Annotated in this window: 19 protein-coding genes; 11 read left to right on the forward strand and 8 right to left on the reverse strand. The window is 70.2% G+C overall.

Annotation, left to right across the window (positions count from 1 at the left end):
• Positions 1-124: 124 nt before the first annotated feature.
• Genes ACWGJY_RS02455 through ACWGJY_RS02465 form a run of 3 tightly spaced genes read right to left on the reverse strand, consistent with a single transcriptional unit; the run spans position 125 to position 2,256 of the window.
• Positions 125-1,252 carry a cystathionine gamma-lyase gene (locus ACWGJY_RS02455; RefSeq protein WP_453258934.1) on the reverse strand — a complete coding sequence of 376 codons (1,128 nt, stop codon included), beginning with the start codon at positions 1,250-1,252 and terminating at the stop codon, positions 125-127.
• Positions 1,249-1,875, reverse strand: coding sequence for a low molecular weight protein-tyrosine-phosphatase (locus tag ACWGJY_RS02460; protein ID WP_453258935.1), 627 nt, complete (start codon positions 1,873-1,875; stop codon positions 1,249-1,251). The genes ACWGJY_RS02455 and ACWGJY_RS02460 overlap by 4 nt, the downstream gene beginning before the upstream one ends.
• Positions 1,876-1,878: 3 nt before the next feature.
• The gene (locus ACWGJY_RS02465; RefSeq protein WP_364873404.1) at positions 1,879-2,256 is read right to left on the reverse strand and encodes a phage holin family protein; all 378 of its coding nucleotides are present in this window, start codon (positions 2,254-2,256) and stop codon (positions 1,879-1,881) included.
• A 49-nt stretch (positions 2,257-2,305) separates the two neighbouring features.
• Between ACWGJY_RS02465 and ACWGJY_RS02470 the strand changes: the two genes are divergently transcribed.
• The 4 genes from ACWGJY_RS02470 (at position 2,306) to ACWGJY_RS02485 (ending at position 4,250) form a co-directional block, all read left to right on the forward strand.
• Complete coding sequence (locus ACWGJY_RS02470) at positions 2,306-2,623, forward strand: cupin domain-containing protein (protein ID WP_453258936.1); 318 nt, start codon at positions 2,306-2,308, stop codon at positions 2,621-2,623.
• Positions 2,624-2,848: 225 nt separating this feature from the next.
• The gene (locus ACWGJY_RS02475) at positions 2,849-3,073 is read left to right on the forward strand and encodes a DUF5326 family protein (protein ID WP_392376560.1); all 225 of its coding nucleotides are present in this window, start codon (positions 2,849-2,851) and stop codon (positions 3,071-3,073) included.
• A 41-nt stretch (positions 3,074-3,114) separates the two neighbouring features.
• Positions 3,115-3,723, forward strand: coding sequence for a hypothetical protein (locus ACWGJY_RS02480; RefSeq protein WP_453258937.1), 609 nt, complete (start codon positions 3,115-3,117; stop codon positions 3,721-3,723).
• Positions 3,724-3,827: 104 nt separating this feature from the next.
• Entirely contained in the window at positions 3,828-4,250 is a 423-nt protein-coding gene (locus ACWGJY_RS02485) for an SsgA family sporulation/cell division regulator (protein ID WP_453258938.1), read from the forward strand.
• A gap of 178 nt (positions 4,251-4,428) precedes the next feature.
• Here ACWGJY_RS02485 and ACWGJY_RS02490 read toward each other — a convergent pair whose 3' ends face one another.
• Entirely contained in the window at positions 4,429-5,838 is a 1,410-nt protein-coding gene (locus ACWGJY_RS02490) for a YibE/F family protein (RefSeq protein WP_453258939.1), read from the reverse strand.
• 221 nt (positions 5,839-6,059) lie between these two features.
• On the opposite strand from ACWGJY_RS02490, the gene thiC reads away from it, so the two are divergent.
• Entirely contained in the window at positions 6,060-7,841 is a 1,782-nt protein-coding gene (thiC, locus tag ACWGJY_RS02495; RefSeq protein ID WP_453258940.1) for a phosphomethylpyrimidine synthase ThiC, read from the forward strand.
• A gap of 138 nt (positions 7,842-7,979) precedes the next feature.
• Here the strand turns inward: thiC and ACWGJY_RS02500 are convergent, their stop codons facing one another.
• The 3 genes from ACWGJY_RS02500 to ACWGJY_RS02510 form a co-directional block, all read right to left on the reverse strand.
• Positions 7,980-8,864: a hypothetical protein gene (locus ACWGJY_RS02500; protein ID WP_453258941.1), complete on the reverse strand. Its 885-nt coding sequence runs from the start codon at positions 8,862-8,864 to the stop codon at positions 7,980-7,982.
• 230 nt (positions 8,865-9,094) lie between these two features.
• A complete protein-coding gene (locus tag ACWGJY_RS02505; RefSeq protein WP_453258942.1) occupies positions 9,095-10,249 on the reverse strand; it encodes a metallophosphoesterase in 1,155 nt (384 codons plus the stop codon).
• A 224-nt stretch (positions 10,250-10,473) separates the two neighbouring features.
• Positions 10,474-11,574, reverse strand: a complete 1,101-nt coding sequence (locus ACWGJY_RS02510) for a LacI family DNA-binding transcriptional regulator (RefSeq protein WP_453258943.1) — start codon at positions 11,572-11,574, stop codon at positions 10,474-10,476.
• A gap of 399 nt (positions 11,575-11,973) precedes the next feature.
• Here ACWGJY_RS02510 and hisC point away from each other — a divergent pair, with 399 nt between their 5' ends.
• From hisC to ACWGJY_RS02535, 5 genes are all read left to right on the forward strand, one after another.
• A complete protein-coding gene (gene hisC / locus ACWGJY_RS02515; RefSeq protein ID WP_453258944.1) occupies positions 11,974-13,053 on the forward strand; it encodes a histidinol-phosphate transaminase in 1,080 nt (359 codons plus the stop codon).
• Positions 13,054-13,402: 349 nt separating this feature from the next.
• Positions 13,403-14,911, forward strand: a complete 1,509-nt coding sequence (locus ACWGJY_RS02520) for a cytochrome ubiquinol oxidase subunit I (protein ID WP_453258945.1) — start codon at positions 13,403-13,405, stop codon at positions 14,909-14,911.
• Positions 14,912-14,920: 9 nt separating this feature from the next.
• Positions 14,921-15,922 carry a cytochrome d ubiquinol oxidase subunit II gene (gene cydB, locus ACWGJY_RS02525; protein WP_453258946.1) on the forward strand — a complete coding sequence of 334 codons (1,002 nt, stop codon included), beginning with the start codon at positions 14,921-14,923 and terminating at the stop codon, positions 15,920-15,922.
• A gap of 37 nt (positions 15,923-15,959) precedes the next feature.
• On the forward strand, positions 15,960-19,691 hold the full coding sequence (cydD, locus tag ACWGJY_RS02530) for a thiol reductant ABC exporter subunit CydD (protein WP_453258947.1): 3,732 nt from the start codon (positions 15,960-15,962) through the stop codon (positions 19,689-19,691).
• A gap of 348 nt (positions 19,692-20,039) precedes the next feature.
• Complete coding sequence (locus ACWGJY_RS02535; RefSeq protein WP_453259046.1) at positions 20,040-21,719, forward strand: sensor histidine kinase; 1,680 nt, start codon at positions 20,040-20,042, stop codon at positions 21,717-21,719.
• A 65-nt stretch (positions 21,720-21,784) separates the two neighbouring features.
• Here ACWGJY_RS02535 and ACWGJY_RS02540 read toward each other — a convergent pair whose 3' ends face one another.
• Entirely contained in the window at positions 21,785-22,762 is a 978-nt protein-coding gene (locus tag ACWGJY_RS02540) for an HAD hydrolase family protein (protein WP_453258948.1), read from the reverse strand.
• 233 nt (positions 22,763-22,995) lie between these two features.
• Between ACWGJY_RS02540 and ACWGJY_RS02545 the strand changes: the two genes are divergently transcribed.
• Positions 22,996-23,892 carry an LLM class flavin-dependent oxidoreductase gene (locus ACWGJY_RS02545; protein ID WP_453258949.1) on the forward strand — a complete coding sequence of 299 codons (897 nt, stop codon included), beginning with the start codon at positions 22,996-22,998 and terminating at the stop codon, positions 23,890-23,892.
• The last annotated feature ends 112 nt before the right edge of the window (positions 23,893-24,004 follow it).

The following is a 24,004-nucleotide window of genomic DNA, read 5'->3' on the forward strand; positions in this document are numbered from 1 at the left end:
CCGGCAGGGTGACGAGGGGGGATACCCTGCCGGCCGGCCTCCCACCGCTGCCGGTGCGCCGGGTGTGGGACGCGCTCCGATTGTTCGACTTGTCCCCCAGCCGCGGTTCATCCCGGTTGCCCCGTCAGATCTGCGTCGCCATGTCCAGCGCCCGGAGAACATCCGCGACCAGATCGTCCGGCTCCTCGACGCCGACCGAGAAGCGAATGAAGCCCTCCGGGACGGCGTCACCGCCCCAACGGGCCCGGCGCTCGGCGCTGGACCGTACGCCGCCGAAGCTCGTCGCCTCGTCCACCAGGGTCAGTGCGGCCAGGAACCGTTCCGCGCAGGCCCTGTCGGGCAGGACGAAGGAGACCACGGAGCCGAAGCGTCCCGGGCGCATCTGCCGGGCGGCGAGCTCGTGGGACGGGTCGGAGGGCAGGCCCGGGTGGCGCAGGCCGCTCACCTCGGGGCGGTCGGCCAGTGCCGTGGCGAGTGCCAACGCACCCTCCGACTGCTGGCGGACGCGCAGCGCAAGGGTGGCGAGTGAACGATGCGCGAGCCAGCTTTCCATCGGGCCGGGGATCGCGCCCACCGTCTTGCGCCACAGCCTTACGGCATCGGCCAGCGCGGCATCCCGGGTGCTGACATACCCCAGCAGGACGTCTCCGTGGCCGGTCAGCGCCTTGGTGCCGCTGGCGACCGAGAAGTCCGCGCCGAGGTCGAGCGGCCGCTGTCCGAGCGGGGTGGCAAGGGTGTTGTCGACGGCGACCAGCGCGCCGCGGCGGTGTGCTTCGTCGGCCAGTCGCCGGATGTCACAGACATCGAGGCCGGGGTTGGAGGGCGTTTCGATCCACAGCAGCCGGGCGCCGTCCAACGCATCGCGCTGGGCGTCAGCTGCGGTGGGAGCCGTACGGACCTCGATGCCGTAGCTCTCCAGACGGGTGCGGACGGCCGGCAGCAGCTGGTATCCGTCGCTGGGGAGCACCACCGCGTCACCGGTGCGCAGCTGGGAGAAGAGGACCGCGGTGATCGCTGCCATCCCGGAGGCGAAGGTGATGGTATGGGTGCTTTCATCCGGTGATTCAAGCTCACCGATGGCCTGTTCCAGACGGGTCCAGGTCGGGTTGGCGTCGCGGCCGTAGGTGTACGGGCCGACGGCGTCGCCGGGGAGGTGGTAATGCGCCGCGAACACCGGCCCCGGGAGGGCCGGCTCGTAGGCGTCGGGCTCCGGAAGCCCGGCGCGTACGGCGCGGGTGCCGTCGCCCGTCATGCGCTCTCCTTCTCCTGTGTGGGATGCGGGTTCTGCGCCTGGTGCCGGCCGGTGTCGTGTCTGCCGACGTGGGCCGTGCCGGGGGCCGTGATCGCGGTGCGGACCGCCGCCAGCAGGCCGTCGCTCGCCGCTTCGATCATCTCCAGGCAGTCCTCGAAGCCGGCGAAATCGCCGTAGTACGGATCGGGGACGTCGAGGTTGCCGGTGAGGCCGGGGCCGGAGAGCAGGTCGGGCCCCGGTCCCGGGCCGGGGCCCGCCGCCGTACCCGTCCCGTACGAGCGCAGCAGACGGATCTTGGCGGCGTCCTGCGGGGTGGGGGCCAGGCCGCGCAGCTCGCGCAGATGGCCGGAGTCGAGCGCAATGACCAGGTCGAGGTGGCCGAACCAGGAGACGTGGAACTGCCGGGCGGTGTGGGCGTGTTCATAGCCGCCCGCGCGCAGCACGGCGGCTGTGCGCGGGTCGGCTCCATCGCCCTCGTGCCAGCCGCCGGTTCCCGCGCTGTCGACCTCGACCGAGCCGCCGAGTCCGTCCTCCACGAGGCGGGCGCGGAAGACGGACTCCGCCATCGGCGACCGGCAGATGTTGCCGGTGCAGACGAAGCAGATGCGGAACGGGGCGGGCAAGGGTCAGTCCTCGTCGGGAAGGATCACGTGCATCGCCCAGGCGACGATGGAGATGATCACGCCGCCGAGCAGTGCCGTCCAGAAGCCGCCCACATGGAAGGCGAGGTCGGCCTTGCCGGCGAGCCAGGAGGTCAGCAGCAGCATCAGCGCGTTCACGACCAGCGTGATCAGGCCGAGTGTGAGGATGAACAGGGGGAAGGACAGCAACTTCACCACGGGCTTGACCAGGAAATTGACCAGCCCGAAGATCAGCGCGACCAGGATCAGGGTGAGTATTTTGCGGCCGGTGTTCTCACCGGTGAGCGTGATGTCCTTGAGCAGCCAGATGGCCACGGCAAGCGCCGCGGCGTTGGCGATCGTCTTGACCAGAAAATGCTTCATGGTGAGATCGTCGCAGACGAGTCTGAATCATCAGAGGGGTGCGAGCGCCATGAAGGCTTTCCGACTGGACGAGCTGGAAGCGGAACGGGCTGCGAACGACGGCGCGTATCTTCAGTTCCTCCGGGAACGCACGATGTCGGTCGGGCTGTACGCGCTGGATGCCGGCAGCACCGATCCACAGCAGCCACACGCCCAGGACGAGGTGTATCTCGTGGTCAGCGGCCGGGCGGCGATCACCGTCGGGACGGAGACGCAGTCGGTGGCGCGGGGCAGCGTGGTCTATGTGCCGGCCGGGGTGCCCCACAAGTTCCACCACATCAGTGAGGACCTCCGGGTGATGGTGGTCTTCTCTCCTCCTGAGAGCTAAGGGAAGGGCCCCGGAACCCGTAGGGGAAGGGTCAGGGGAGGGCCGGGGCCGCGAAGCCCCCACGGCCGCGGTCCGCGTCCTAGCATCGTTGGTGCAGGGGAACCGGAAGTGTGAGGCGAAAGACACGCCGCATACGGCCGGTGCCACCGCGACAACGGCAGCGCAGCAGACGGATGGCGCGGTACGGACAACGACAGCGCGACAGATAGAAAGCAGGGCAGAGCAGTGGCTGGTAAGGGGATATTCGCAGGGCTTCCGTGGTGGGTCACCTGGGTCGTGGTGCCCGTCGTCCTGATCGTGGTCTTCGGCGGACTGATCACCACCGCGCTCGGGTTCCTGATCGGCGTGCTGTTCAAGGTGCTCATAGCGGCGGCCCTGATCGCCGGAGTCATCTACCTCGTCCGCAGGTCCAGCGGCTCGTCATCGTCCTCGTCGAAGGGCGACTGGTAAGCCGCGGTCCTCCCGCCGGCCGGCCCCCGCGCCTCCTTCCGGTGAGCCAGGGAGCCGGCGTTGGCAATCGTGAACAGCGAATCCGCCTCTCGCCCAGGTCGTCGGCCGGGCCGGAGCCGAACGACGGCACCGGCCCGGATCCCCGAAGCGACGACCGTCGCGGAGCAGGATTTCGCACCGTCGTCTACTTCGCCGTCTACCGCAAGGGTGATGTCGAGTGGGTCGCGGCTGCCGACGATCGGGACCCGCGGCCGGTGACGGAGTGGGTCGGCTTCCGTACCGCCGCGGACGCCCAGCTGATCGGGCACTGTCTGCTCGCGCAGCTTGACGAGGTATCGAGCGGCTTATCGAGCGGCGAGTGTCTCGCACCCCATCCTGTCCAGTCGATAACACCCTTTTCCGTGCGATCTCAGGACGATTTGCTGCACCTTTTGGATACGGTGCGTGGTCATCGCAGGGCTTTCCGGTATCGGAAATATGCCCTGGGCGCGGTGTGTCCGGCCATCCCCGTCCAGGCCGGGGCCGCCGCCGGGGCGCCGGCGCTTTATCCGCTCATGGACGAACTGCATCGATTGCGGTCCGTTACAGACCGACTACGAAAAATGGCGGAGGCGACACTAACGACACTCGCCTTCTCTGTCAGTATCTGAAAACTCACTCCTTGTGATCTGCTTGCGCGTGGCAGACGATGGCGCCAATAGGGCTACGGGGGATGTTTCCCGGCCATCTCCGATCAAGTGCGGGGCAGTGGTTGATGACCGACACAGTTCAGGCAGAAGTGATCATGAGCTTCGTTGTCTCGGAGGAGCTCGCGTTCCGGATCCCGGTGCAGCTGGACTTTGCCAGCGCCGATCCGTACGCCGTGAGTCTCACCTTCGATCTGCCCGGCGATGCGCCCGTGACCTGGGCGTTCGGCCGAGAGCTGCTGCTGGACGGGCTGAGCCGGCCGTCCGGTGAGGGTGATGTACGCATCGAGCCTGCCTCCCCCGCGCGCCTCAGCGATGTCTTCATCAGCCTGCAAGTCGGCGCCGAGCGTGCGCTGTTCCGGGTGAGTGCGGCGCCGCTGGTCGCCTTTCTGGACCGTACGGACCGGCTGGTGCCGCTCGGCAAGGAAGAGGTCTGCGACACACTGGAGGCCGTGCTGGACCGGATCCTCACGGAGGCGCCGGCCGGCTGATCCCGAGCCGGACGGACCGTCCATGGCGGCGCCGCAGCGGGTATGCCGGTCATCCCGCGTACCCGTGTTGCCCCCGTCCGCCGTCTACGCGCACCCGTACCCGACCATGCCCGTGCTCCCTTTGCGGCCCGCGGCGCGCGCCTGAAGTCGCCCGCCGCGGGCCGTACTTACCGGCCCTTCACCGCTTGCGCCGCTTGCCTCGTCCCCCGCGCCGGCCCGGCCGGACCTCCATGGTGCCCCTCGGTACACCGGCAGCTACCCCGGCTTCCGCACCTGCCCCGGATCCACGTCCGGCTCCTGCGCCGCCGTCGTCACCCTCCGAAATGCCATGCCCCTTCCGGTCCGCCGAGACGACCAGCGCTGCCAGCAAGGTCGTCAGCGGCACCGCGGCGACCAGGCCGATGCTGCCCACGAGCGTCCGGACGATCTCTTCCGCGACCACCTCGCTCGTGGCGACCGTGCCGACGCTGCTCTGTGCGATCGAAAACAGCAAAAGCAGCGGCAGCGCGGCGCCCGCGTACGCCAGCACCAGGGTGTTGACGACGGAGGCGATGTGATCCCGGCCGATCCGCATCGCGGCGCCGTACAGCTTGCGCCAGCCGCCCGCGGGGTCGGCCTCTTTGAGCTCCCAGACCGCGGCGGTCTGCGTCACCGTCACATCGTCGAGCACACCCAGCGACCCGATGATGATCCCCGCGAGCAGCAGGCCGCGGATCTCGATGTCGGGGTACAGACCGTGCACCAGCCCGGTGGTGTCGTCGGTATTGCCGGTGAGCAGCGCCCAGTTGATGAATACCGACCCGAGCAGTGCGATCAGCAGCAGTGAGGCGAGGGTGCCCAGCACGGCCACCGAAGTACGCGCCGTCAGTCCATGGCACAGGTACAGCGCGATCAGCATGATCGCGCTCCCCCCGACCACCGCCACCACCAGGGGATTGGAGCCCTGCAGGATCGCCGGGAGGATGAACAGCGTGAGGACCACAAAGCTGGCCGCCAGTGCCACCAGCGCGAGGACCCCGCGCAGTCGGCCGACGATCACCACCGCGAAGGCGAAGATCGCAGCCAGCACCCACATCGGGAGCGTCCGGTCGACATCGCTGACCGAGTACTGCAGATCCTTCGGCGCCTTGGGGGAGTAAGCCACCACCACGTCCTGGCCGGTGGTGTAGTGGCGCAGGGCGTCCGGTGTCACCACCGTCTGGAAGGTGCGCCCGGCGTTCTCCCCCGTGGTGACCTTGATCGTCGTCTGTTGGCAGGGCTTGTTCCTGGACGCTCCCCCGGCCGGCGGCTGTCCTGTCGGAGACGGCGGCTGGGGCTGCTGCTCGGCATGGACATCCGCACAGTTCACCTCCGCCACCTTGATGACTCTGGCTTGCTCCGTGGGCTGGTCGAAGCCGACGCCGGAGGGTTTGTGGGGTGGCGCGCCGCCCGGCCAGAGCACGACGAGACCGACCACCACCGCGGCCGCGAAGGGGATCAGCACTGCCGCGATGACCTTGCGCAGATGCCGGGAGACGGGGGTGGCAGGGCCATGTCCGTGCCCATGGGAGTGCGCGGCGGAAGGGTGAGGGGACTCATAAGGGCTCACCGCCCGATCATCGCAAGAACTCTCGGGGCCCCCTGTTCACTCCGCCACATCGGCCGCTACCGTGGTGCCACCTTTGCAATCGCGGGAGCTCGGAGCACCGGGCTGAGAGGGCGCTGACCTTCGCCCCAGTGGCGTTTCACGTGAAACGCCCATGGACGGAAGCCGCTGCGTCGACCGCCGAACCTGTTACCGGGTAATGCCGGCGTAGGGAGTTGGGTCTCATGACTCTGCAGGATGCACGCACGCCCGAAAACGGAAACGGTGCCGGCGGCGGCGAGCCGCAGATCGGCTGGCACAAGGGCTATGTCTCCGGATCGCGCTCGGACCTTCGGGTTCCGGTCCGACGGGTGCACCTCACCAACGGCAAGGACGTGACGCTGTACGACACGTCAGGGCCGTACACCGACCCGCATATCGATACCGACGTCCGCCGTGGTCTGGCGCCGCTGCGGGAGAACTGGATCATCGCCCGCGGCGACACCGAGGAGTACGCGGGCCGTCCCATACAGCCGGAGGACGACGGCCTCAAGCACACCTCGCCGCGTGGTGGTCTCAAGAACCTTGACGCGGTCTTCCCGGGCCGTCCCCGTCAGCCGCGCCGCGGCCGTGACGGTGCCCCGGTCACCCAGCTCGCCTACGCCCAGCGTGGCGAGATCACTGCAGAGATGGAGTACGTCGCCCTCCGCGAGAACGTCACGCCCGAGTTCGTACGCGAGGAGATCGCGGCCGGCCGTGCGGTGCTGCCGTCCAACATCAACCACCCGGAGATCGAGCCGATGATCATCGGCAAGAACTTCCTGGTGAAGGTGAACGCCAACATCGGCAATTCTGCGGTCACTTCCTCCATCGAGGAGGAGGTGGAGAAGATGACCTGGGCGACCCGCTGGGGTGCCGACACGGTCATGGATCTGTCCACCGGCCGCAATATCCACACCACCCGCGAATGGGTGCTGCGCAACTCCCCCGTCCCCATCGGTACCGTCCCCCTCTACCAGGCACTGGAGAAGGTCGACGGCAAAGCCGAGGAGCTGACCTGGGAGATCTATAAGGACACCGTCATCGAGCAGGCCGAACAGGGCGTCGACTACATGACGGTGCACGCCGGCGTGCTGCTCCGCTACGTCCCCCTCACGGCCCGCCGAAAGACCGGCATCGTGTCCCGCGGCGGATCGATCATGGCCGCCTGGTGCCTGGCGCACCACCAGGAGTCGTTCCTCTACACCCACTTCGAGGAGCTCTGCGAGATCCTCGCCTCCTACGACGTCACCTACTCGCTCGGTGACGGCCTGCGCCCCGGCTCCATCGCGGACGCCAACGACGAGGCGCAGTTCGCGGAGCTGCGGACGCTCGGTGAGCTGAACACCCTCGCCAAACGGCACGGCGTACAGACGATGATCGAGGGTCCGGGACATGTCCCGATGCACAAGATCAAGGAGAACATCGACCTCCAGCAAGAGATCTGCGAGGAGGCCCCGTTCTATACGCTCGGCCCGCTGACCACCGATATCGCGCCCGCCTACGACCACATCACGTCCGGTATCGGCGCCGCGATGATCGCCTGGTGGGGCACCGCAATGCTCTGCTACGTCACGCCCAAGGAGCATCTGGGCCTGCCGGACCGGGACGACGTCAAGACCGGCGTCATCACGTACAAGATCGCGGCACATGCGGCCGATCTGGCCAAGGGCCACCCGGGCGCCCAGGATTGGGACGACGCGCTCTCCGACGCCCGCTTCGAGTTCCGCTGGGAGGACCAGTTCAACCTGGCTCTCGACCCGGACACGGCGCGGGCCTTCCACGACGAGACGCTGCCCGCCGAACCGGCGAAGACGGCCCACTTCTGCTCGATGTGCGGTCCGAAGTTCTGCTCGATGAAGATCAGCCAGGACATCCGCCGCGAACACGGCGGTGACCTGGCGATCGACCCCGAGGCCGGGATGGCCGAGAAGTCGAAGGAGTTCGCGGCTTCGGGCAACCGCGTGTATCTGCCGATCGCGGATTAGTCCGGAGTCCGGACGCCTGCGTGGGAGGGCCCCTGCCGCATGGCGGGGGCCCTCCGCCTTCCCGGGCCGGGGTAGTGGCGGCGGCGCGTGCCGTGACGCTCGTGGGTACCGGGGCGGACAGGAAGGTGAAGACAGGCCCTAATCCGGCCGGCGGTCCGGCCCCCCGTGATCCGGGCTGGTGAAGTCCGGGCTGGAGTAGCGCGGCCGGGACCCCGAGGAGCCGCTGTCGGGGCTGGTGAACTCGGGACGGGTGTAGCCGAGCGTGGGGATGCGGCTCTCGCGGGCCGGGGCGCGGCGGGGGACGTAGCGGGCCGGGTCGTCGTCCGGGGTGGCTCCGGGGTCGGCGAGAGCCTCACGGAGAAACGGCAGCAGGCCGCGCGCCAGGAGGGCATGGCGCCAGGCCTCGCGAGCGGTGTCCAGTGCCTCACTCGGTTCACCGGCTCTGGTGGCCTGGGTGGACGAGCCGTTGCGCAGCGCCGTGACGACCAGGCCGGCCATCGCGACGAGTGTGCCCGCGGCGGTCAGCGCGGCGAAGATCCAGCCGACGCTGATCAGTGGCTGCGCCAGGGACTTGTCGGGGCTGATGGCGCGCAGCACATAGCCGATGAGGAGGAAGAGGACCGCGGCGATGCCCGCGAGGACGGGGGCGAGGACGGCGACCATGGCGGTGAGTCCGGCACCGGTGGTTTTGGACTCGGTCAGGTCGGTGGGGGTGGCCGGTCCTGGTTCCCCGTCGGCCGCCGCCTCCGGCGCCGCGTCCTCCGCTTCGGCACGGGACGGTACGGGAGCCGGCGCGCGCAACTCGGTGCGGAGCTGCACATAGCGTTGGTATTCGGCCGTGGCGCACGCGGCAATGGCGGTGGTCGCGCTGAGCGCCATCGTGCGCAACTGCTCGGTATTGAGGTGGTTTCCCGCGACGGCGGTGAAGTCGTCCGGGCGGTATGCGGCGGTACGCAGCGCCTCATCAAGGAGTCGCGCAAATTCCGCGCGGTCCTCGTTCAGCAGGTGCGGAGCGCTGTTCATGTGGATCCCCCGATGCTCCGTAGGGCCGTACGGCCGGCGCGTGGCCGGGCAGTGGGCGGAAACGGAGGAGAGCCTGCTACGGATAGACCGATGGTAGAGCGACTCCGGCGCGGGGTGACAGAGAGTTTACGGAATTTGAGTAATGCCACGACCGGTTTCCGCCCGTGCCGCCCCCGACGGCGGGCCGGCCGCCCCTGGCAGGGACCGCCGCACGCCTGCCCCGGTAATGCTCAGCCGGCCAGCGGAAGTTGAACGACCAAAAGCTTTCCGGCCATGGTGATGCCGCCGTCCATGGCGATGGCCAGACCGTCGGCGTAGACATGCGGTCCGTCGACCGCGACGCTCTCGCTCTCGCCTTCCTCCGTGCCGACCTCGCCCAGCAGATAGGGAATCGGGCTGTGGCCGTGTACGACGCGGTCACCGCCGTAGGCGTCGAGGAGTTCGCGGACGGCCTGTGAGCCGGACTCGTCGCGGAAGGCGAAGCGCTTGGTGAACTTGCGGAACAGATCCCAGACTTCGTCCGCCTCGCTGCGGGTGAGCACGTCGTGGACGGTGTCGTTGACGGCCTCGATGGAGTCGCCGTAGTCGAGGTAGGCGGTGGTGTCGGAGTGCACGAGCAGATGCCCGTCCTCCTCCATCACGGCGTCCAGCCGGGCCATCCACTGGAGGTGGTGGTCCTCCAGGCGGTCCATATCGGTCTTCTGACCGCCGTTGAGGAGCCACGCCGCCTGGAAGGAGGCGGTGCCGGCACCGGACTGTACGGGGGTGTCGCCGAACCGCTTGGCGCCCAGCAGCAGGAGTTCGTGGTTGCCCATCAGGGCCTTGCAGTAGCCGCCGGCCGCCGCGGCCTCCGCGGAGAGCTGCATGACGAGGTCGATGACGCCGATGCCGTCCGGGCCGCGGTCGGTGAAGTCGCCGAGGAACCAGAGCCGGGCGTTGCCGGCGGCCCAGTTGCCGTCGGCGTCGATCAGGCCCTCGGCGGCCAGTGCCTCGCGCAGCTCGTCGTAGTAGCCGTGCACATCGCCGACGACGTACAGCGGGCCCATGGCCTCGGGCGCGTCGGGGCCATGGGCCGGTTCGGGCACCGGTACGACGGCGGGGTGGTCGATGAGGGTGTCCGTCCGGCCGGGCTCGATGACCGGGAGGTCGCGCGCGGTCGGGGTGTACTCCTCGGGCAGCTCGGCCGGCGGAGCGGCGGGCGGCACCACGGGGGGCGCTGCCGGAGGCGCGGGCTGAGAACCGGCGGGCAGGTGGAGCGGCGGGCCGACCGGCGGCACGGGGGACCCGGCGGGCGCGCCGGAGGGCACTCCGGGCGGCGGAGCAGACGCCGGAGCTTCTCCCCCCATGGTCCACACCATGGGTCCCTGACTGGCCCCCTGAGTCATCGACCCCTCCACCGTCGCGCCGCCGTGCACCTCTCGGACCTTTGCCTGGTCGACGGCGGTCCGCGGTGTCGTGCGCCCATCATAGGAATGCCGATCGCAGGTTGTGACGCACCCGGGGGTGGTCAATCCGCCGAAGCCCGGCATTCACTGCTGATTTATCCCGGGATCACCCGGTTTTTTCCTCGTCGAAGAGATCGACCCGTCGCCCGTATGTGGGAGCACGCTCAGTCGCCGGTGGGTCCTCGTGGTGGACTGACGGTCGTTCTCGGCGAACGTCGCTGGGACGAGGCCCGGACGATCAGGTCGGTCGGTATCACCTGTTCGACGGGCCGGCCGTTGTCGAGGCCTTCGATGGCGTCGATGAGGATCTGCACGACGGCGGTCCCGATGCGGCGCGGCTTGAGGGACAGTGTGGTGACGGGCGGTTCGGTGGCGGCGTAGAGGGTGGACTCGCTGCAGCAGACCAGCAGCAGGTCCTCCGGCACTCTCAGGCCGTAGCGCCGGGCGGCGGCGAGCAGGTCCGTGCCGTTGGGGTCGAAGAGCCCGTAGACGGCGTCCGGGCGGTCCGGGCGGGCCAGCAGCCGGTCGGCGGCGACCGCGCCCGCGCACGGGTCGTGTGCCGGGTAGGACTCGTACACCGGATCCTGGCCGACGCGTTTGCACCAGTGCAGATAGGCGGTGGTCGACAGCCGGGTGTAGGTGTCGGTGGTGTTGCCCGTGAGCAGTCCGATGCGGCGGGCGCCGGCGTCGGCGAGATGGTCGAGCAGACCGAGGACGGCCGCCTCGTGATCGTTGTCGACCCAGCCGGTGACGGGCAGGGCGCCGCCGGGGCGGCCGTCGGAGACGACGGGGATGCCGTGCCGGACGAGTTCGGTGACGACGGGGTCGCCGTCGGCGGGGTCGATGACGACGGTGCCGTCCAGGGCGACGTTGGACCACACGTCGTGGCGGGAGGTCGCGGGGAGGATGACCAGCGCATAGCCGCGGGCCAGGGCCGCGGAGGTGGCGGCTCTGGCCATCTCGGCGAAGTACGCGAATTCGGTGAAGGTGAAAGGCTCATCCCCGTATGTGGTCACGGTCAGTCCGAGGAGACCTGACTTGCCGGTACGGAGGGTGCGGGCGGCTGCGGACGGGCGATAGCCCAGCCGGTCGGCCACCTCGCGGACATGGCTACGGGTGGCATCCGGAAGCCGGCCCTTGCCGTTGAGCGCGTCGGAGACGGTCGTGATCGACACACCGGCTGCGGCGGCCACGTCCCGGATGCCCGCCCGCCCCAGCCGGCGGCCGGTCGACCGGCTCACCTGGTGCTTCCCTGCTGCTGTCATGGCGAGCCGATAGTAGGGCTCATTAGGGCCATTCGCGGGTCATGGCCGATGGCTGTGAAGAGGTACGTTTCTGCATGGCGATCAATGCGCAATTCTCGGGAAAACAAAGGGAGTTGGCGGAATAGTTGATCGTTCAGGGGGAGATATGGTGCCTCCACCTATCGATCGGTTCAGGCCTCGACGGGGTCTCAAGTCACCTTGACGGGGGATGCGCGCCAGGGCGTAAGCCACCGGCGCACGCCGGATTGGACGGCGCCCCCTGGAGGATCTGCGCGGGGCTTTCCAGGCGGCGGGCAGGGGGATGCGTGGGCCCGGCGGCGGTTCGGGGCTGCCGCCGAACGGGTCAATCCTCATAAGGTGTGCAGTATGGGAGAAGCGGACGGTCGAGGAGGACCTGCGGTGAGCGAGAAGAGCCCGAAGCTGCGTGCCGCGCTGGACGGCGTCCCCACCTACAAGCCGGGCCGGCCGGCGGCGGCCGGCGGCCCCGTCACGTACAAGCTGTCCTCCAACGAGAACCCCTATCCGCCGCTGCCGGGGGTCCTGGAGACCGCGGTGACCGCGGCTGGCTCCTTCAACCGTTACCCGGACTTGGCCTGTACGGGCCTGATGGCGGAGCTGTCCGAGCGGTTCTCGGTGCCCCTGGAGCATCTGGCGACCGGCACCGGTTCGGTCGGTGTGGCCCAGCAGCTGGTCCAGTCGACGGCCGGGCCCGGCGACGAAGTGATCTACGCGTGGCGGTCTTTCGAGGCGTACCCGATCGTCACCCAGGTCTCCGGCGCCACTTCCGTGCAGGTCCCGCTGACCTCGGGCGAGGTGCACGACCTGGACGCGATGCTCGCCGCGATCACCGACCGGACCCGGTTGATCTTCGTCTGCAACCCCAACAACCCCACCGGCACCATCGTGCGCCGTGCGGAGCTGGAGTCCTTCCTGGACCGGGTGCCCGGCGATGTCCTGGTGGTGCTGGACGAGGCGTACTGCGAGTTCGTGCGCGATCCCCAGGTGCCGGACGGCATCGAGCTCTACCGCGACCGCCCCAATGTGTGTGTGCTGCGTACCTTCTCCAAGGCGTACGGCCTGGCGGGACTGCGGGTCGGCTTTGCGGTGGCCCATGAGCCGGTGGCCGCCGCGCTGCGCAAGACGGCGGTGCCGTTCGGAGTGAGCCAGCTGGCGCAGGAGGCGGCGGTGGCGTCGCTGCGCTGCGAGGCGGCGCTGCTGGAGCGGGTCGATGCGCTGGTGACCGAGCGGGCACGGGTCGTGGACGGCCTGACCGGGCAGGGCTGGACCGTCCCGGAGACCCAGGCGAACTTCGTCTGGCTGCGGCTGGGGGACCGTACGACCGACTTTGCGGCGGCGTGCGAGCGGGCCGGGGTGGTCGTACGGCCGTTCGCCGGCGAGGGCGTACGGGTGACGATCGGCGAGAGCCCGGCGATGGACCTGTTCCTGCAGGCCGCGGAGGAGTTCCGCAAGGCGCTGTAGGCCGTTCGTAAGGCGTGGCACCAACGTCGCACGACGTTGCTCCGGGGCCGTGGGTCTGCTGACCTGCGGCCCCGCGTCGTGGGTGCCCGGTTTCCGCCACTGCGCGGAGCGTGGTCAGGGCGCGGTGGCCGCCGTGGATGCGGCCCAGGACGGGGCGGAGGGCGGGCGTCGCAGGGCCTGGAATCCGGGGTGACCGCAGTCACGTACCCCCGGCGGAGATGGCTGAGACCCGTAGGAGATAATTGCTTGTGAATGTGAACGCGTTCACAAGCGCGTCCCTGTATGTGCCGCTTTATGTGGTGCATACAGGGCACTGCCGTAGTGCAAACGGCGACGTAAGGAGCACGGCATGGAGCTGGCGTTGGCGCCAGAGACTCTGGCGCGATGGCAATTCGGCATCACCACCGTCTACCACTTCCTGTTCGTCCCCCTGACGATCTCCCTCGCCGCTCTGGTGGCCGGACTCGAGACCGCATGGGTACGGACGGGTAAGCAGAAGTACCTCAAGGCCACCAAGTTCTGGGGCAAGCTGTTTCTGATCAATATCGCGATGGGTGTCGTCACCGGCATCGTCCAGGAGTTCCAGTTCGGTATGAACTGGTCCGCCTACTCGCGGTTCGTCGGAGACGTCTTCGGCGCCCCGCTGGCCTTCGAGGCGCTCATCGCGTTCTTCTTCGAGTCCACCTTCATCGGGCTGTGGATCTTCGGCTGGGACAAGCTGCCGAAGAAGATCCACTGCTTCTGCATGTGGATGGTCTCGATCGGCACGATCCTGTCGGCCTACTTCATCCTCGCGGCGAACTCCTGGATGCAGCACCCGGTCGGCTACCGGTACAACGCCGCGAACGGCCGTGCCGAGCTGACCGACTTCTGGAAGGTGCTGACCCAGGACACCACCCTGGTCGTCGCCTTCCACACACTGACCGCGGCCTTCCTGACCGGCGCCGCGTTCATGGTCGGCATCGCCGCCTTCCATCTGATGCGCAAGAAGCACATCAAGGTCATGCGGACGTCGCTGCGGCTCGGGCTGATCACACTGGTCATATCGGGCATCCTCACCGCGGTCAGCGGTGACTCGCTCGGCAAGGTCATGTTCAAGCAGCAGCCGATGAAGATGGCCGCGGCCGAGGCGCTGTGGGACAAGGAACAGCCGGCGCCGTTCTCGGTCTTCGCCTACGGCGATGTCGACAAGGGCCACAACACCGTCGCCATCGAGATACCCGGCCTGCTCTCCTTCCTCGCGCACAGCGACTTCACCTCGCCGGTCCCCGGCATCAACGACGTCAACAAGTCCGAGCAGCAGAAGTTCGGCCCCGGCGACTACCGGCCCAACATCCCGGTTGCCTACTGGGGCTTCCGCTGGATGATCGGCTTCGGGATGTCGTCCTTCGCCATCGGGCTCGCCGGGCTCTGGCTCACCCGTAAGAAGTTCTGGCTGGCACCGGGGCTGCGTACGGGGGACGAGGAGCCACCGCATCTCGCGCTCACCAAGAACAAGGTGCTCGGTGCCCGTCTGAGCAAGTGGTACTGGTCGCTCGCCTTTGTCACCCTCGGCTTCCCGCTCATCGCGAACTCGTGGGGCTGGATCTTCACCGAGATGGGCCGCCAGCCCTGGGCCGTCTACGGCGTGCTGCGCACCTCGGACGCGGTGTCCCCGGGCGTCTCACAGGGCGAGGTGATCACCTCGATGATCGTCTTCACCGCGCTCTACGCGATCCTCGCCGTGGTCGAGATCAAGCTGCTGGTGAAGTACATCAAGGCCGGTCCGCAGGAGCTCACCGACTCCGACCTCAACCCGCCCACCAAGATCGGCGGCGACAGCACGGACGCCGACCGGCCGATGGCCTTCTCGTACTAGGAGGCGACTGTGCAACTCCACGACGTCTGGTTCGTCCTTATCGCCGTCCTCTGGACCGGGTACTTCTTCCTCGAAGGCTTCGACTTCGGAATCGGCATCCACACCAAGCTCCTTGCCCGCGACCGGCGTGAGAAGCGCGTACTGATCAACACCATCGGCCCGGTCTGGGACGGCAACGAGGTCTGGCTGATCAGCGCGGCCGGTGCGACCTTTGCTGCCTTCCCCGACTGGTACGCCACCCTCTTCTCCGGCTTCTACCTGCCGCTGCTGCTGATCCTCGTGTGCCTGATCGTGCGCGGGGTCGCCTTCGAGTACCGCGCCAAGCGGACCGAGGAGCACTGGCAGCGGAACTGGGAAAACGCGATCTTCTGGGCCTCGCTGCTGCCCGCGGTGCTGTGGGGCGTCGTGTTCGGCAACATCGTGCACGGCGTCAAGATCGACGCACACAAGGAATATGCGGGGAGCGTGCTCGACCTGCTGAACCCGTACGCGATCCTGGGCGGGCTGGTCACGCTGACGCTGTTCACCTTCCACGGTGCGGTGTTCGCCTCGCTCAAGACGACGGGTGACATCCGGGACCGGGCGCGCCGGATGGTGACCGTCCTCGGACCGGTCACCCTGGTGCCGGTGGCCGGCTTCCTCGGCTGGACCCAGGCCGACAAGGGCGACGGCACCAGCCTGATCACCATGATCGTCGCGGTCGTCGCGCTGGTCGCGGCGCTCTGGGCCAACAAGCTCGGGCGGGAGGGCTGGGCGTTCGCCTTCTCCGGCATCACGGTCGTCGCCGTGGTCGCGATGCTGTTCCTGACGCTCTTCCCGAACGTCATGCCGTCCACGCTGAACGAGAGCTGGAGCCTCACGGTCGGCAACGCCTCGTCCAGCCCCTACACCTTGAAGATCATCACGTGGTGTGCCGGTTTCGCCACACCGCTGGTGATGCTCTACCAAGGGTGGACGTACTGGGTGTTCCGTAAGCGAATCGGTACCCAGCACATCGCCGATGCCCACTAGCTGAGCCGCCGCCCTCCGGGGCGGCTCAGCAGGACGGATGTTTCACGTGAAACCGGTCGACCCGCGTCTGCTCCGCTACGCCCACGCCACCCGCGGCTTCCTGGTCGCGGTGGTGGTCCTCGGGCTTGCCGGAGCGGGCCTGGTCATCGGCCAGGCCATGCTGATCGCCGAGATCGTGGTCGGGGCGTTCCAGCACGATCTCGGTCTCGGCGCCCTGACCACGCCGCTGGCGTTGCTCGCCGCGGTCTCCGTCGGGCGTGGCCTGGTCTCCTGGCTCACCGAGCTGGCCGCGCACCGCGCCGGAGCGGCGGTCAAGTCCGAGCTGCGGATGCGGCTGATCGAGCGGGCGGCCCGGCTGGGGCCCGGCGCGGTGACCGGCCGTACGGACGACGGCGCTCAGGACCGGGAGGCCGCCGGTGCGGGCACACTCGCCGGTGCGGGAACCCTGGAGATGCGCACCGGCGAACTCACCACCCTCGTCACCCGCGGTATCGACGCCCTGGACGACTACTTCGCCCGCTATCTGCCGCAGCTGGGACTGGCCGTCGTCGTCCCTCTCGCGGTGCTGGCCCGGATCGTCACCGGTGACTGGATCTCGGCGCTCACCATCGTCCTCACCCTCCCGCTGATCCCGCTGTTCATGATCCTCATCGGCTGGGCCACCCAAGCGCGGATGGACCGCCAGTGGCGGCTGCTCGCCCGGCTGTCGGGCCACTTCCTCGATGTTGTCGAGGGCCTGCCGACTCTCAAGGTCTTCGGCCGGGCCAAGGCCCAGGCCGCCTCCATCCGGGCCATCACCGGCGCCTATCGCCGGGCCACGCTGCGCACCCTGCGGATCGCCTTCCTCTCCTCCTTCGCGCTCGAACTCCTCGCGACCCTCTCCGTCGCGCTGGTCGCGGTCGGCATCGGGATGCGGCTGGTGAACGGCGAACTCGACCTCTACACCGGCCTGATGGTGCTGGTGCTGGCGCCCGAGGCGTATCTGCCGCTGCGGCAGGTCGGCGCGCAGTACCACGCCGCGGCCGAGGGGCTCTCGGCCGCGGAGGAGGTCTTTGCGGTACTGGAGACACCGCTGCGTACCACCGGCACCGCACCCGCGCCCGAGGGCACCGCGCTGGCCGTCGAGGACCTGGTGGTCCGCCACCCCGGTCGCAGTGCCGACTCGCTCCCAGCGACCTCGTTCGCGGTCCGGCCCGGCGAGACCGTCGCGCTGGTCGGTCCCTCCGGCGCCGGCAAGTCCACACTGCTGAGCGTGCTGCTCGGCTTCACCGAGCCGTACCGCGGCCGGGCCCTCGTCGACGGCCGGGACATCGCCTCGCTCTCCCCCGACAGCTGGCGGCAGCGGATCGCCTGGGTGCCGCAGCACCCGCACCTCTTCGCCGGCACCATCGCCGAGAACGTACGGCTGGCCCGGCCGGACGCGGACGACGCCGCGGTACGCACCGCTCTGGGCGACGCGGGCGCACGGGACTTCATCGACGCGCTCCCGGACGGTATGGCGACCCGCCTCGGCGAGTCCGGTGCCGGGCTCTCCGCCGGCCAGCGCCAGCGCCTCGCGCTCGCCCGCGCCTTCCTCGCCGACCGCCCGGTCCTGCTCCTGGACGAGCCCACCGCGAACCTCGACGGCGAGACCGAGGAGGCGATCGTGGCCGCGGTCCGCCGGCTCGCTGCCGGTCGCACGGTTTTGCTGGTCGTCCACCGGCCGGCGCTGCTGGCGGTGGCCGACCGGGTGGTACGGCTGCCGGACCCGGCGGGGCCGACGGGCACGGCGGAGGCGATGGGCGCGGTGGATGCGGGCCCGCGCGCCGGGGTGGCCGCGGCGGCGTCGCCCCTGGAGACGGCCGTGGTGGTGGCCGCGGACCCGGCGGCCGGGGGCCGGGGCTCCGGCGGATCAGCGGCCGGGGTCCCGGAAGCGGACAGTGTGCCCGAAGAGCCGGCTGAGGACGGCGCGCCGTCCTCGGAACCCGGCACCGAGGCCGCCCTCTCCCGGGGCTCGGCACTCACCCGGCTGCGCCGGACGGCCCGTGCCCATCGGGCGCAGTTCGCGCTGGCGCTGCTGCTCGGGAGCCTTGCGCTGGGCAGCGCGGTGGGCCTGATGGCGACCTCCGGCTGGCTGATCTCGCGGGCCGCGCAGCAGCCACCGGTGCTGTATCTGATGGTGGCGGTCACCGCGACCCGGGCGTTCGGTATCGGCCGTGCGGTCTTCCGGTATGCCGAGCGGCTGGTCGCCCATGACGCGGTGTTCCGGATGCTCGCCGATGTACGCGTCGCCGTCTTCCGGCGGCTGGAGCGGCTGGCGCCGGCCGGTCTCAAGGAGCGCAGCCGCGGCGATCTGCTGTCGCGGCTGGTGGCCGATGTCGACGCGGGGCAGGACTACTTCCTGCGCTGGCTGCTGCCCGTCGGGGCGGCAGCGCTGGTCGGCGCGGGCGCGGTCGGTTTCACCGGATGGCTGTTGCCGGAGGCCGGTGCGATTCTCGCCGCCGGACTGCTGCTCGCAGGGGTGGCGGTGCCGGCGCTCTCGGGTGCGCTGGCCCGGCGGGCGGAGCGCCAACTGGCCCCGGCGCGCGGACGGCTGGCCACCCGTGTCGTCGATGTGCTCACCGGCACCGCCGAGTTGACGGTGGCCGGTGCCCTTCCTGCCCGTACGGAATCGGTGCGGCGCGCGGACCGGGACCTGACCCGGATCGCCTCCCGCTCGGCCGCCGTGGCCGGGACCGGCGCGGGGCTGTCGGCGCTGCTGTGCGGGCTGACGGTCGCCGCGGCGGCGGTGGCCGGTGTCCAGGCCGTCCACGCGGGCCGGTTGCCGGGTGTGGCGTTGGCCGTCGTCGTGCTGACGCCGCTCGCCGCGTTCGAGGCGGTGGCGGGGCTGCCGCTCGCCGTGCAGTACCGGCGGCGTACCCGGCATGCCGTCGAGCGGGTCTTCGAGGTGCTGGACGCCCCGGTCCCGGTGCAGGAGCCGGTCTCCCCGGCCGACGCTCCCGAGACGCCGTTCCCGCTTGCGGTACGGAATCTGACCGCGCGCCACCCGGGACAGCACCGGCCGGCCCTGGACGGCGTCGGTTTCACCGTGGCGTCCGGTCGCCGGCTCGCCGTCGTCGGCCCGTCCGGCTCCGGCAAGACCACGCTGGCGCAGGTGCTGCTGCGCTTCCTGGACCGGGAGTCGGGGACGTACACGCTGGGTGGCACGGATGCCCGGACGGTGGACGGTGATGCGGTCCGGCGCCTGGTGGGGCTGTGTGCGCAGGACGCGCACCTCTTCGACAGCTCGCTGCGGGAGAACCTCAAGCTCGCCCGCCGGGACCGGCACGACATCTCGGGCGACGAGGACCAGGACCTCTGGGACGCGCTCGGCCGGGCGCGGCTCGCGGACTGGGTGCGGAGCCTGCCCGACGGCCTGGACACCATGGTCGGGGAGCACGGCGCCCGGTTGTCCGGTGGCCAGCGGCAACGACTGGCCCTGGCGCGTGCGCTGCTCGCGGACTTCCCGGTGCTCGTCCTGGACGAGCCCGCCGAACACCTCGATCTGGCCACCGCCGATGCGCTGACCGCCGATCTGCTGGCCGCGACCGCGGGCCGTACGACGGTCCTGATCACCCACCGGCTCACCGGCCTCGACGCGGTCGACGAGGTACTGGTCCTGGGCCGGGGGCGAGCCGTGCAGCGCGGGACGTACGCGGAGCTGGCCGCGGCCGACGGCCCGTTCCGGCGGATGCTGGAGCGCGAGCGGGCGGTGGACGCGGCGTACGGCGGGGCGCAGCCGGTGGCGTAAGGCCGACACGGGGCGGGCGGCAGGAGACAGGGCACCGGGCACCGGCCTCGTCCCGCACCCGGCGGTCCGGTGTCGTGCACCGCTTCGTCCCGGCTCCGGCCATGCCGTGCTCCGGCCCCGGCCATGTCGTGCCCCGGCTTCGTCCCGCGCCCGGCCGTGCCGTCGCCATGTGCGCCGGACTCGGCCCCCCGGCGACGGTCGGGCCACGCCGCCGCCCCCCTCCGCATAACTGAACTTTCCCCTGAAAACAGCCTTTATTAGGCTCAAGGCATGGCAGCCATGGCAGAACCCCCGCCCTCGGACCCCAGGGATCTCGGGAGCGTGGGCGCGAACGCGGTTCCCGACCCCATGGACGCCGCCACCGAGGCGACCCGCAGTCTGCAGGGCCTGTCGTCCGAGCTGACCGCCCGGGTGCCGCAGCTGCTGGAAGCGATGCGTACGGTCGGCGCGGGGCTTGATCTGCACATCACCCTGGACCGGATCGCGGAGACCGCCGCCGAACTCGCCGATGCCCGCTATGCCGCGATCGGGATCATCGACGATGCCCGCGACGGGCTGTCGGACTTCGTGACGTACGGCGTGACCACGGATGTGCACGAGCGGATCGGCGCGCTGCCCGACGGTCACAAGGGCCTGCTCGGCGCGCTGATCCATGATCCCAAGCCGCTGCGCCTCGATGACCTCACGCAGGACTCCCGCTCGGCCGGGTTCCCGCCCGGACACCCGCCGATGCGGACGTTCCTCGGGGTGCCGATCCGCGTCCAGGGCGAGATCTTCGGCAACCTCTATCTCACGGAGAAGCGCGACGGCGGGGAGTTCAGCGAGGAAGACCTGCACATGATGCGGGTGCTGGCCACCGAGGCCGGGATCGCGATCGGCAACGCCCGGCTGCACGCGGCAACCCGGCAGCGGGAGCGGTGGATCGACGGCTCCGTGGCGGTGACCACCGAACTCCTGGCCGGCAGCGATGTCGACGATGCGCTCGCGGTGGTCGCCGAGCAGGCCCGCAAGCTGGCGGATTCGGCGGCCGGCATCGTGCTGCTGCCCGACGAGGAGGGCGGTCTGGAGATCGTCGCGGTCTCGGCGGACGACCCCACCGGGATCATGGGGACACAGATTCCGCCGGACAGCCCGGTGGCCGAACAACTCCTCGCCGGGGAACCGGTGTTCGTGCACGATTCGGCCACCGACCCCCGGATGGTCACGGACATCGCGGCCCGCTTCGGCCCCAGCATGATGCTGCCGCTCAAAAGCGGCGGCCGGGTGCTCGGCACCCTTGCGACACCGCGGTCCCGGGGCGCGCGCCCGTTCACCGGTGCCGAGCGGACGCTCGCCACCCAGTTCGCGGCGCAGGCCGCGCTGGCGCTGGTGCTGGCCGACGCCCAGCGCGACCGCGAGCGGCTCGCCGTCTACGAAGACCGCGACCGGATCGCCCGTGACCTGCACGATCTCGTCATTCAACGGCTGTTCGCGACCGGCATGATCCTGGAGAGCGCCCAGCGCAGATCCGTGGTGCCCGAGGTGGCACAGGGCGTCGGCAAGGCCGTCGACGAGCTGGACGTCACCATTCAGGAGATCAGAACCGCGATCTTCGCCCTTCAACAGGGCCCGGCCGAGGCGCCGTCCGGTCTGCGGACCCGGGTCCTGCGCGAGACCGGCACCGCCGCCGTCCCCCTCGGCTTCCAGCCGTCGGCCGGCTTCATCGGCCCGGTCGACTCCCGGGTCGGCGAGCTGACCGGCAAAAACCTGATCGCCGCACTGCGCGAGGCGCTGTCGAACGCCTTCCGGCACGCCCAGGCCTCCCGGATCGAGGTCGTCGTCGACGCCACGATCCGGCTTCCGGACGGCACCGACGGAGTCCGCCTGACCGTCGCCGACGACGGCATCGGCATCTCGGACGGTGGTCGCCGCAGCGGCCTCAAGAACCTCGCCAAGCGCGCGGAGTCGCTGGGCGGCTCCAGCTCGTACGGCCCGGGGCTGGGCGAGGACGGCACGGGGACGACGGTCAGGTGGGAGGCGCCGCTGTGAGGGGGCGGGACGGCTGCGGGCGTGGACGCGAGGGCGGCGGCCGCCGTGGCGCCCCCGCCTCACCGCTACCGGTCGGCCCGTGGGGGGCCGTTTTGCAGGATCCGCTCGATGACGGCCGCGACGCCGTCGTCGTTGTTGGACTCGGTCCGGCCCGTAGTGGCGGCCAGCACGTCCGGGTGCGCGTTGGCCATGGCGTAGGAGGTACCGGCCCAGGTCAGCATCTCTATGTCGTTCGGCATGTCCCCGAAGGCGACGACCTCCTGCGGGGAGATACCGCGCTCCGCACAGCAGTGGGCGAGGGTGCCGGCCTTGCTGACGCCGGGCCCGCTGATCTCCAGGAGGGCGGTGGGACTGGAGCGGGTGAAGGAGGCGAGACCGCCCGCCGCCGTACGGGCCAGCGCGAGGAAGGCGTCGGGGTCCAGTTCGGGGTGGTGCGCCAGGAGCTTGATCACGGGCTGGTCGGGGAAGGCCGGGCCGGCGGGATCGAGGGAGCTGTCGGTGCCCTCGGACGGGGCGTGCGGCCCGCGGACATCGTCGGCCGCGGCCGTGTGCGGACACAGCGTGGTGACGAAGTCCTCGGCGAGCAGCTTCTCCGCAGGTGCGACGACCGCGGCCGGGTCCAGGAAAAGCGGCGGGTACTGCGGCTCGTAGTGGATGCCGCCGGTGCGCTCGACCGCGAACGAGGTGCCGGGCGCGGCGCTGCGCAGCGCGTCCACGACGGCGAGGGCGACGGCCCGCTCCAGGGGGCTGACCTCGACGATCCGGCCCCCACGGTGCAGGTCGACGACGGCCGCGCCGTTCGCGCAGATTGCCAGGCCGTGACCGTGTACATGGTCGCTGACCACGCCCATCCAGCGGGCCGGGCGCCCGGTGACGAAGAACACCTCGATGCCGGCCCGCTCCGCGGCGGCGAGCGCGGCGATCGTCCGGCCGGAGACCGTCTTGTCGTCGCGCAGCAGGGTGCCGTCGAGGTCGGTGGCGATCAGCCGGGGCACAACGGTCGTTTCGGGCGCCCGTGGTGGCGTGGCGGGGGCATCAGTCACGGGGCCATCTTCCCGTACCGCCGTGCACAAGCGTGCGGTGGGTTGCGCGCATGAGCCCACGGCGGGTTGCGGGCATGAGCCCACGGTGGCCGGGCCGGGACGGGCCGGGCCGGGCCGGGCCGGGGCGAGGGCGTACGGGCGGCCGGGGACGGAGTGCGGGCAGCGGGGACGGATGTGTCCATGCCACGGAGGCGCATCATCCGTACCGTCCGGACGGCCGTACGCTCGGGGGTATGCGACTGAGCACCGTGATACTCCCCGTCCGCCGTTGGTCCGAAGGCGGGCGGGAGGTCTGGCAGCGCGCTGAGGAACTGGGCTTCCACGCCGCGTACACCTATGACCACCTTTCGTGGCGGAGCTTCCGCGACCAGGCCTGGTTCGGCGCCCTTCCGACGCTGACCGCGGCCGCCGCCGCGACCTCCCGGATGCGGCTGGGCACCCTCGTCACCTCGCCGAACTTCCGGCACCCGGTCACTCTCGCCAAGGAGCTGATCTCGCTCGACGACATCAGCGAGGGCCGGATCACCCTGGGCATCGGCGCCGGCGGCAACGGCTTCGACGCCACCGCGCTCGGCCAGGAGCCGTGGGCGCCGCGGGAACGGGCCGACCGCTTCGCCGAGTTCGTCGGGCTGCTCGACCGGCTGCTGTCCCAGGATGTCGTCTCCTACGCCGGCGACCACTACTCCGCGCACGAGGTGCGCAACATCCCCGGCTGTGTGCAGCGGCCGCGGCTGCCGTTCGCGGTGGCGGCCACCGGGCCGCGCGGGCTGAAGCTGGCCGCCCAGTACGGCCAGGCCTGGGTGACGACCGGCGACCCCAAGGTCTCCAACGGGGGCGGTACGCCGGACGAGTCGCGCGAGGCGGTCCGCGGACAGCTCGAACGGCTGGGGAAGGCCTGCGCGGATCAGGGCCGGGACCTCGCTGACCTGCGGAAGATCATGCTGACCGGCTTCACTCCGGACCGTCCGCTGGACTCCGTGGACGCCTTTGTCGACTTCGCCGGGCGTCATGCCGAGCTGGGCATCGACGAGCTGGTCCTCCACTGGCCGATCGCCGATTCGGTCTTCGAGACCGATATCGCCGTCTTCGAGCGGATTGCCACGGAGGGGTTGGCGCAGCTCGCCCGGTAGGCGGGGCGCGGCCCGGCGGTCCCATACCGTCGGCCCGACGCGCCCGACCGTCCCCTGGCCTGGGCTTTACCCCGTATATAGCCGTTAAGAGGGAGAATTGGGACAGCGGCGC

Source organism: Streptomyces sp. NPDC054765, assembly GCF_053612065.1.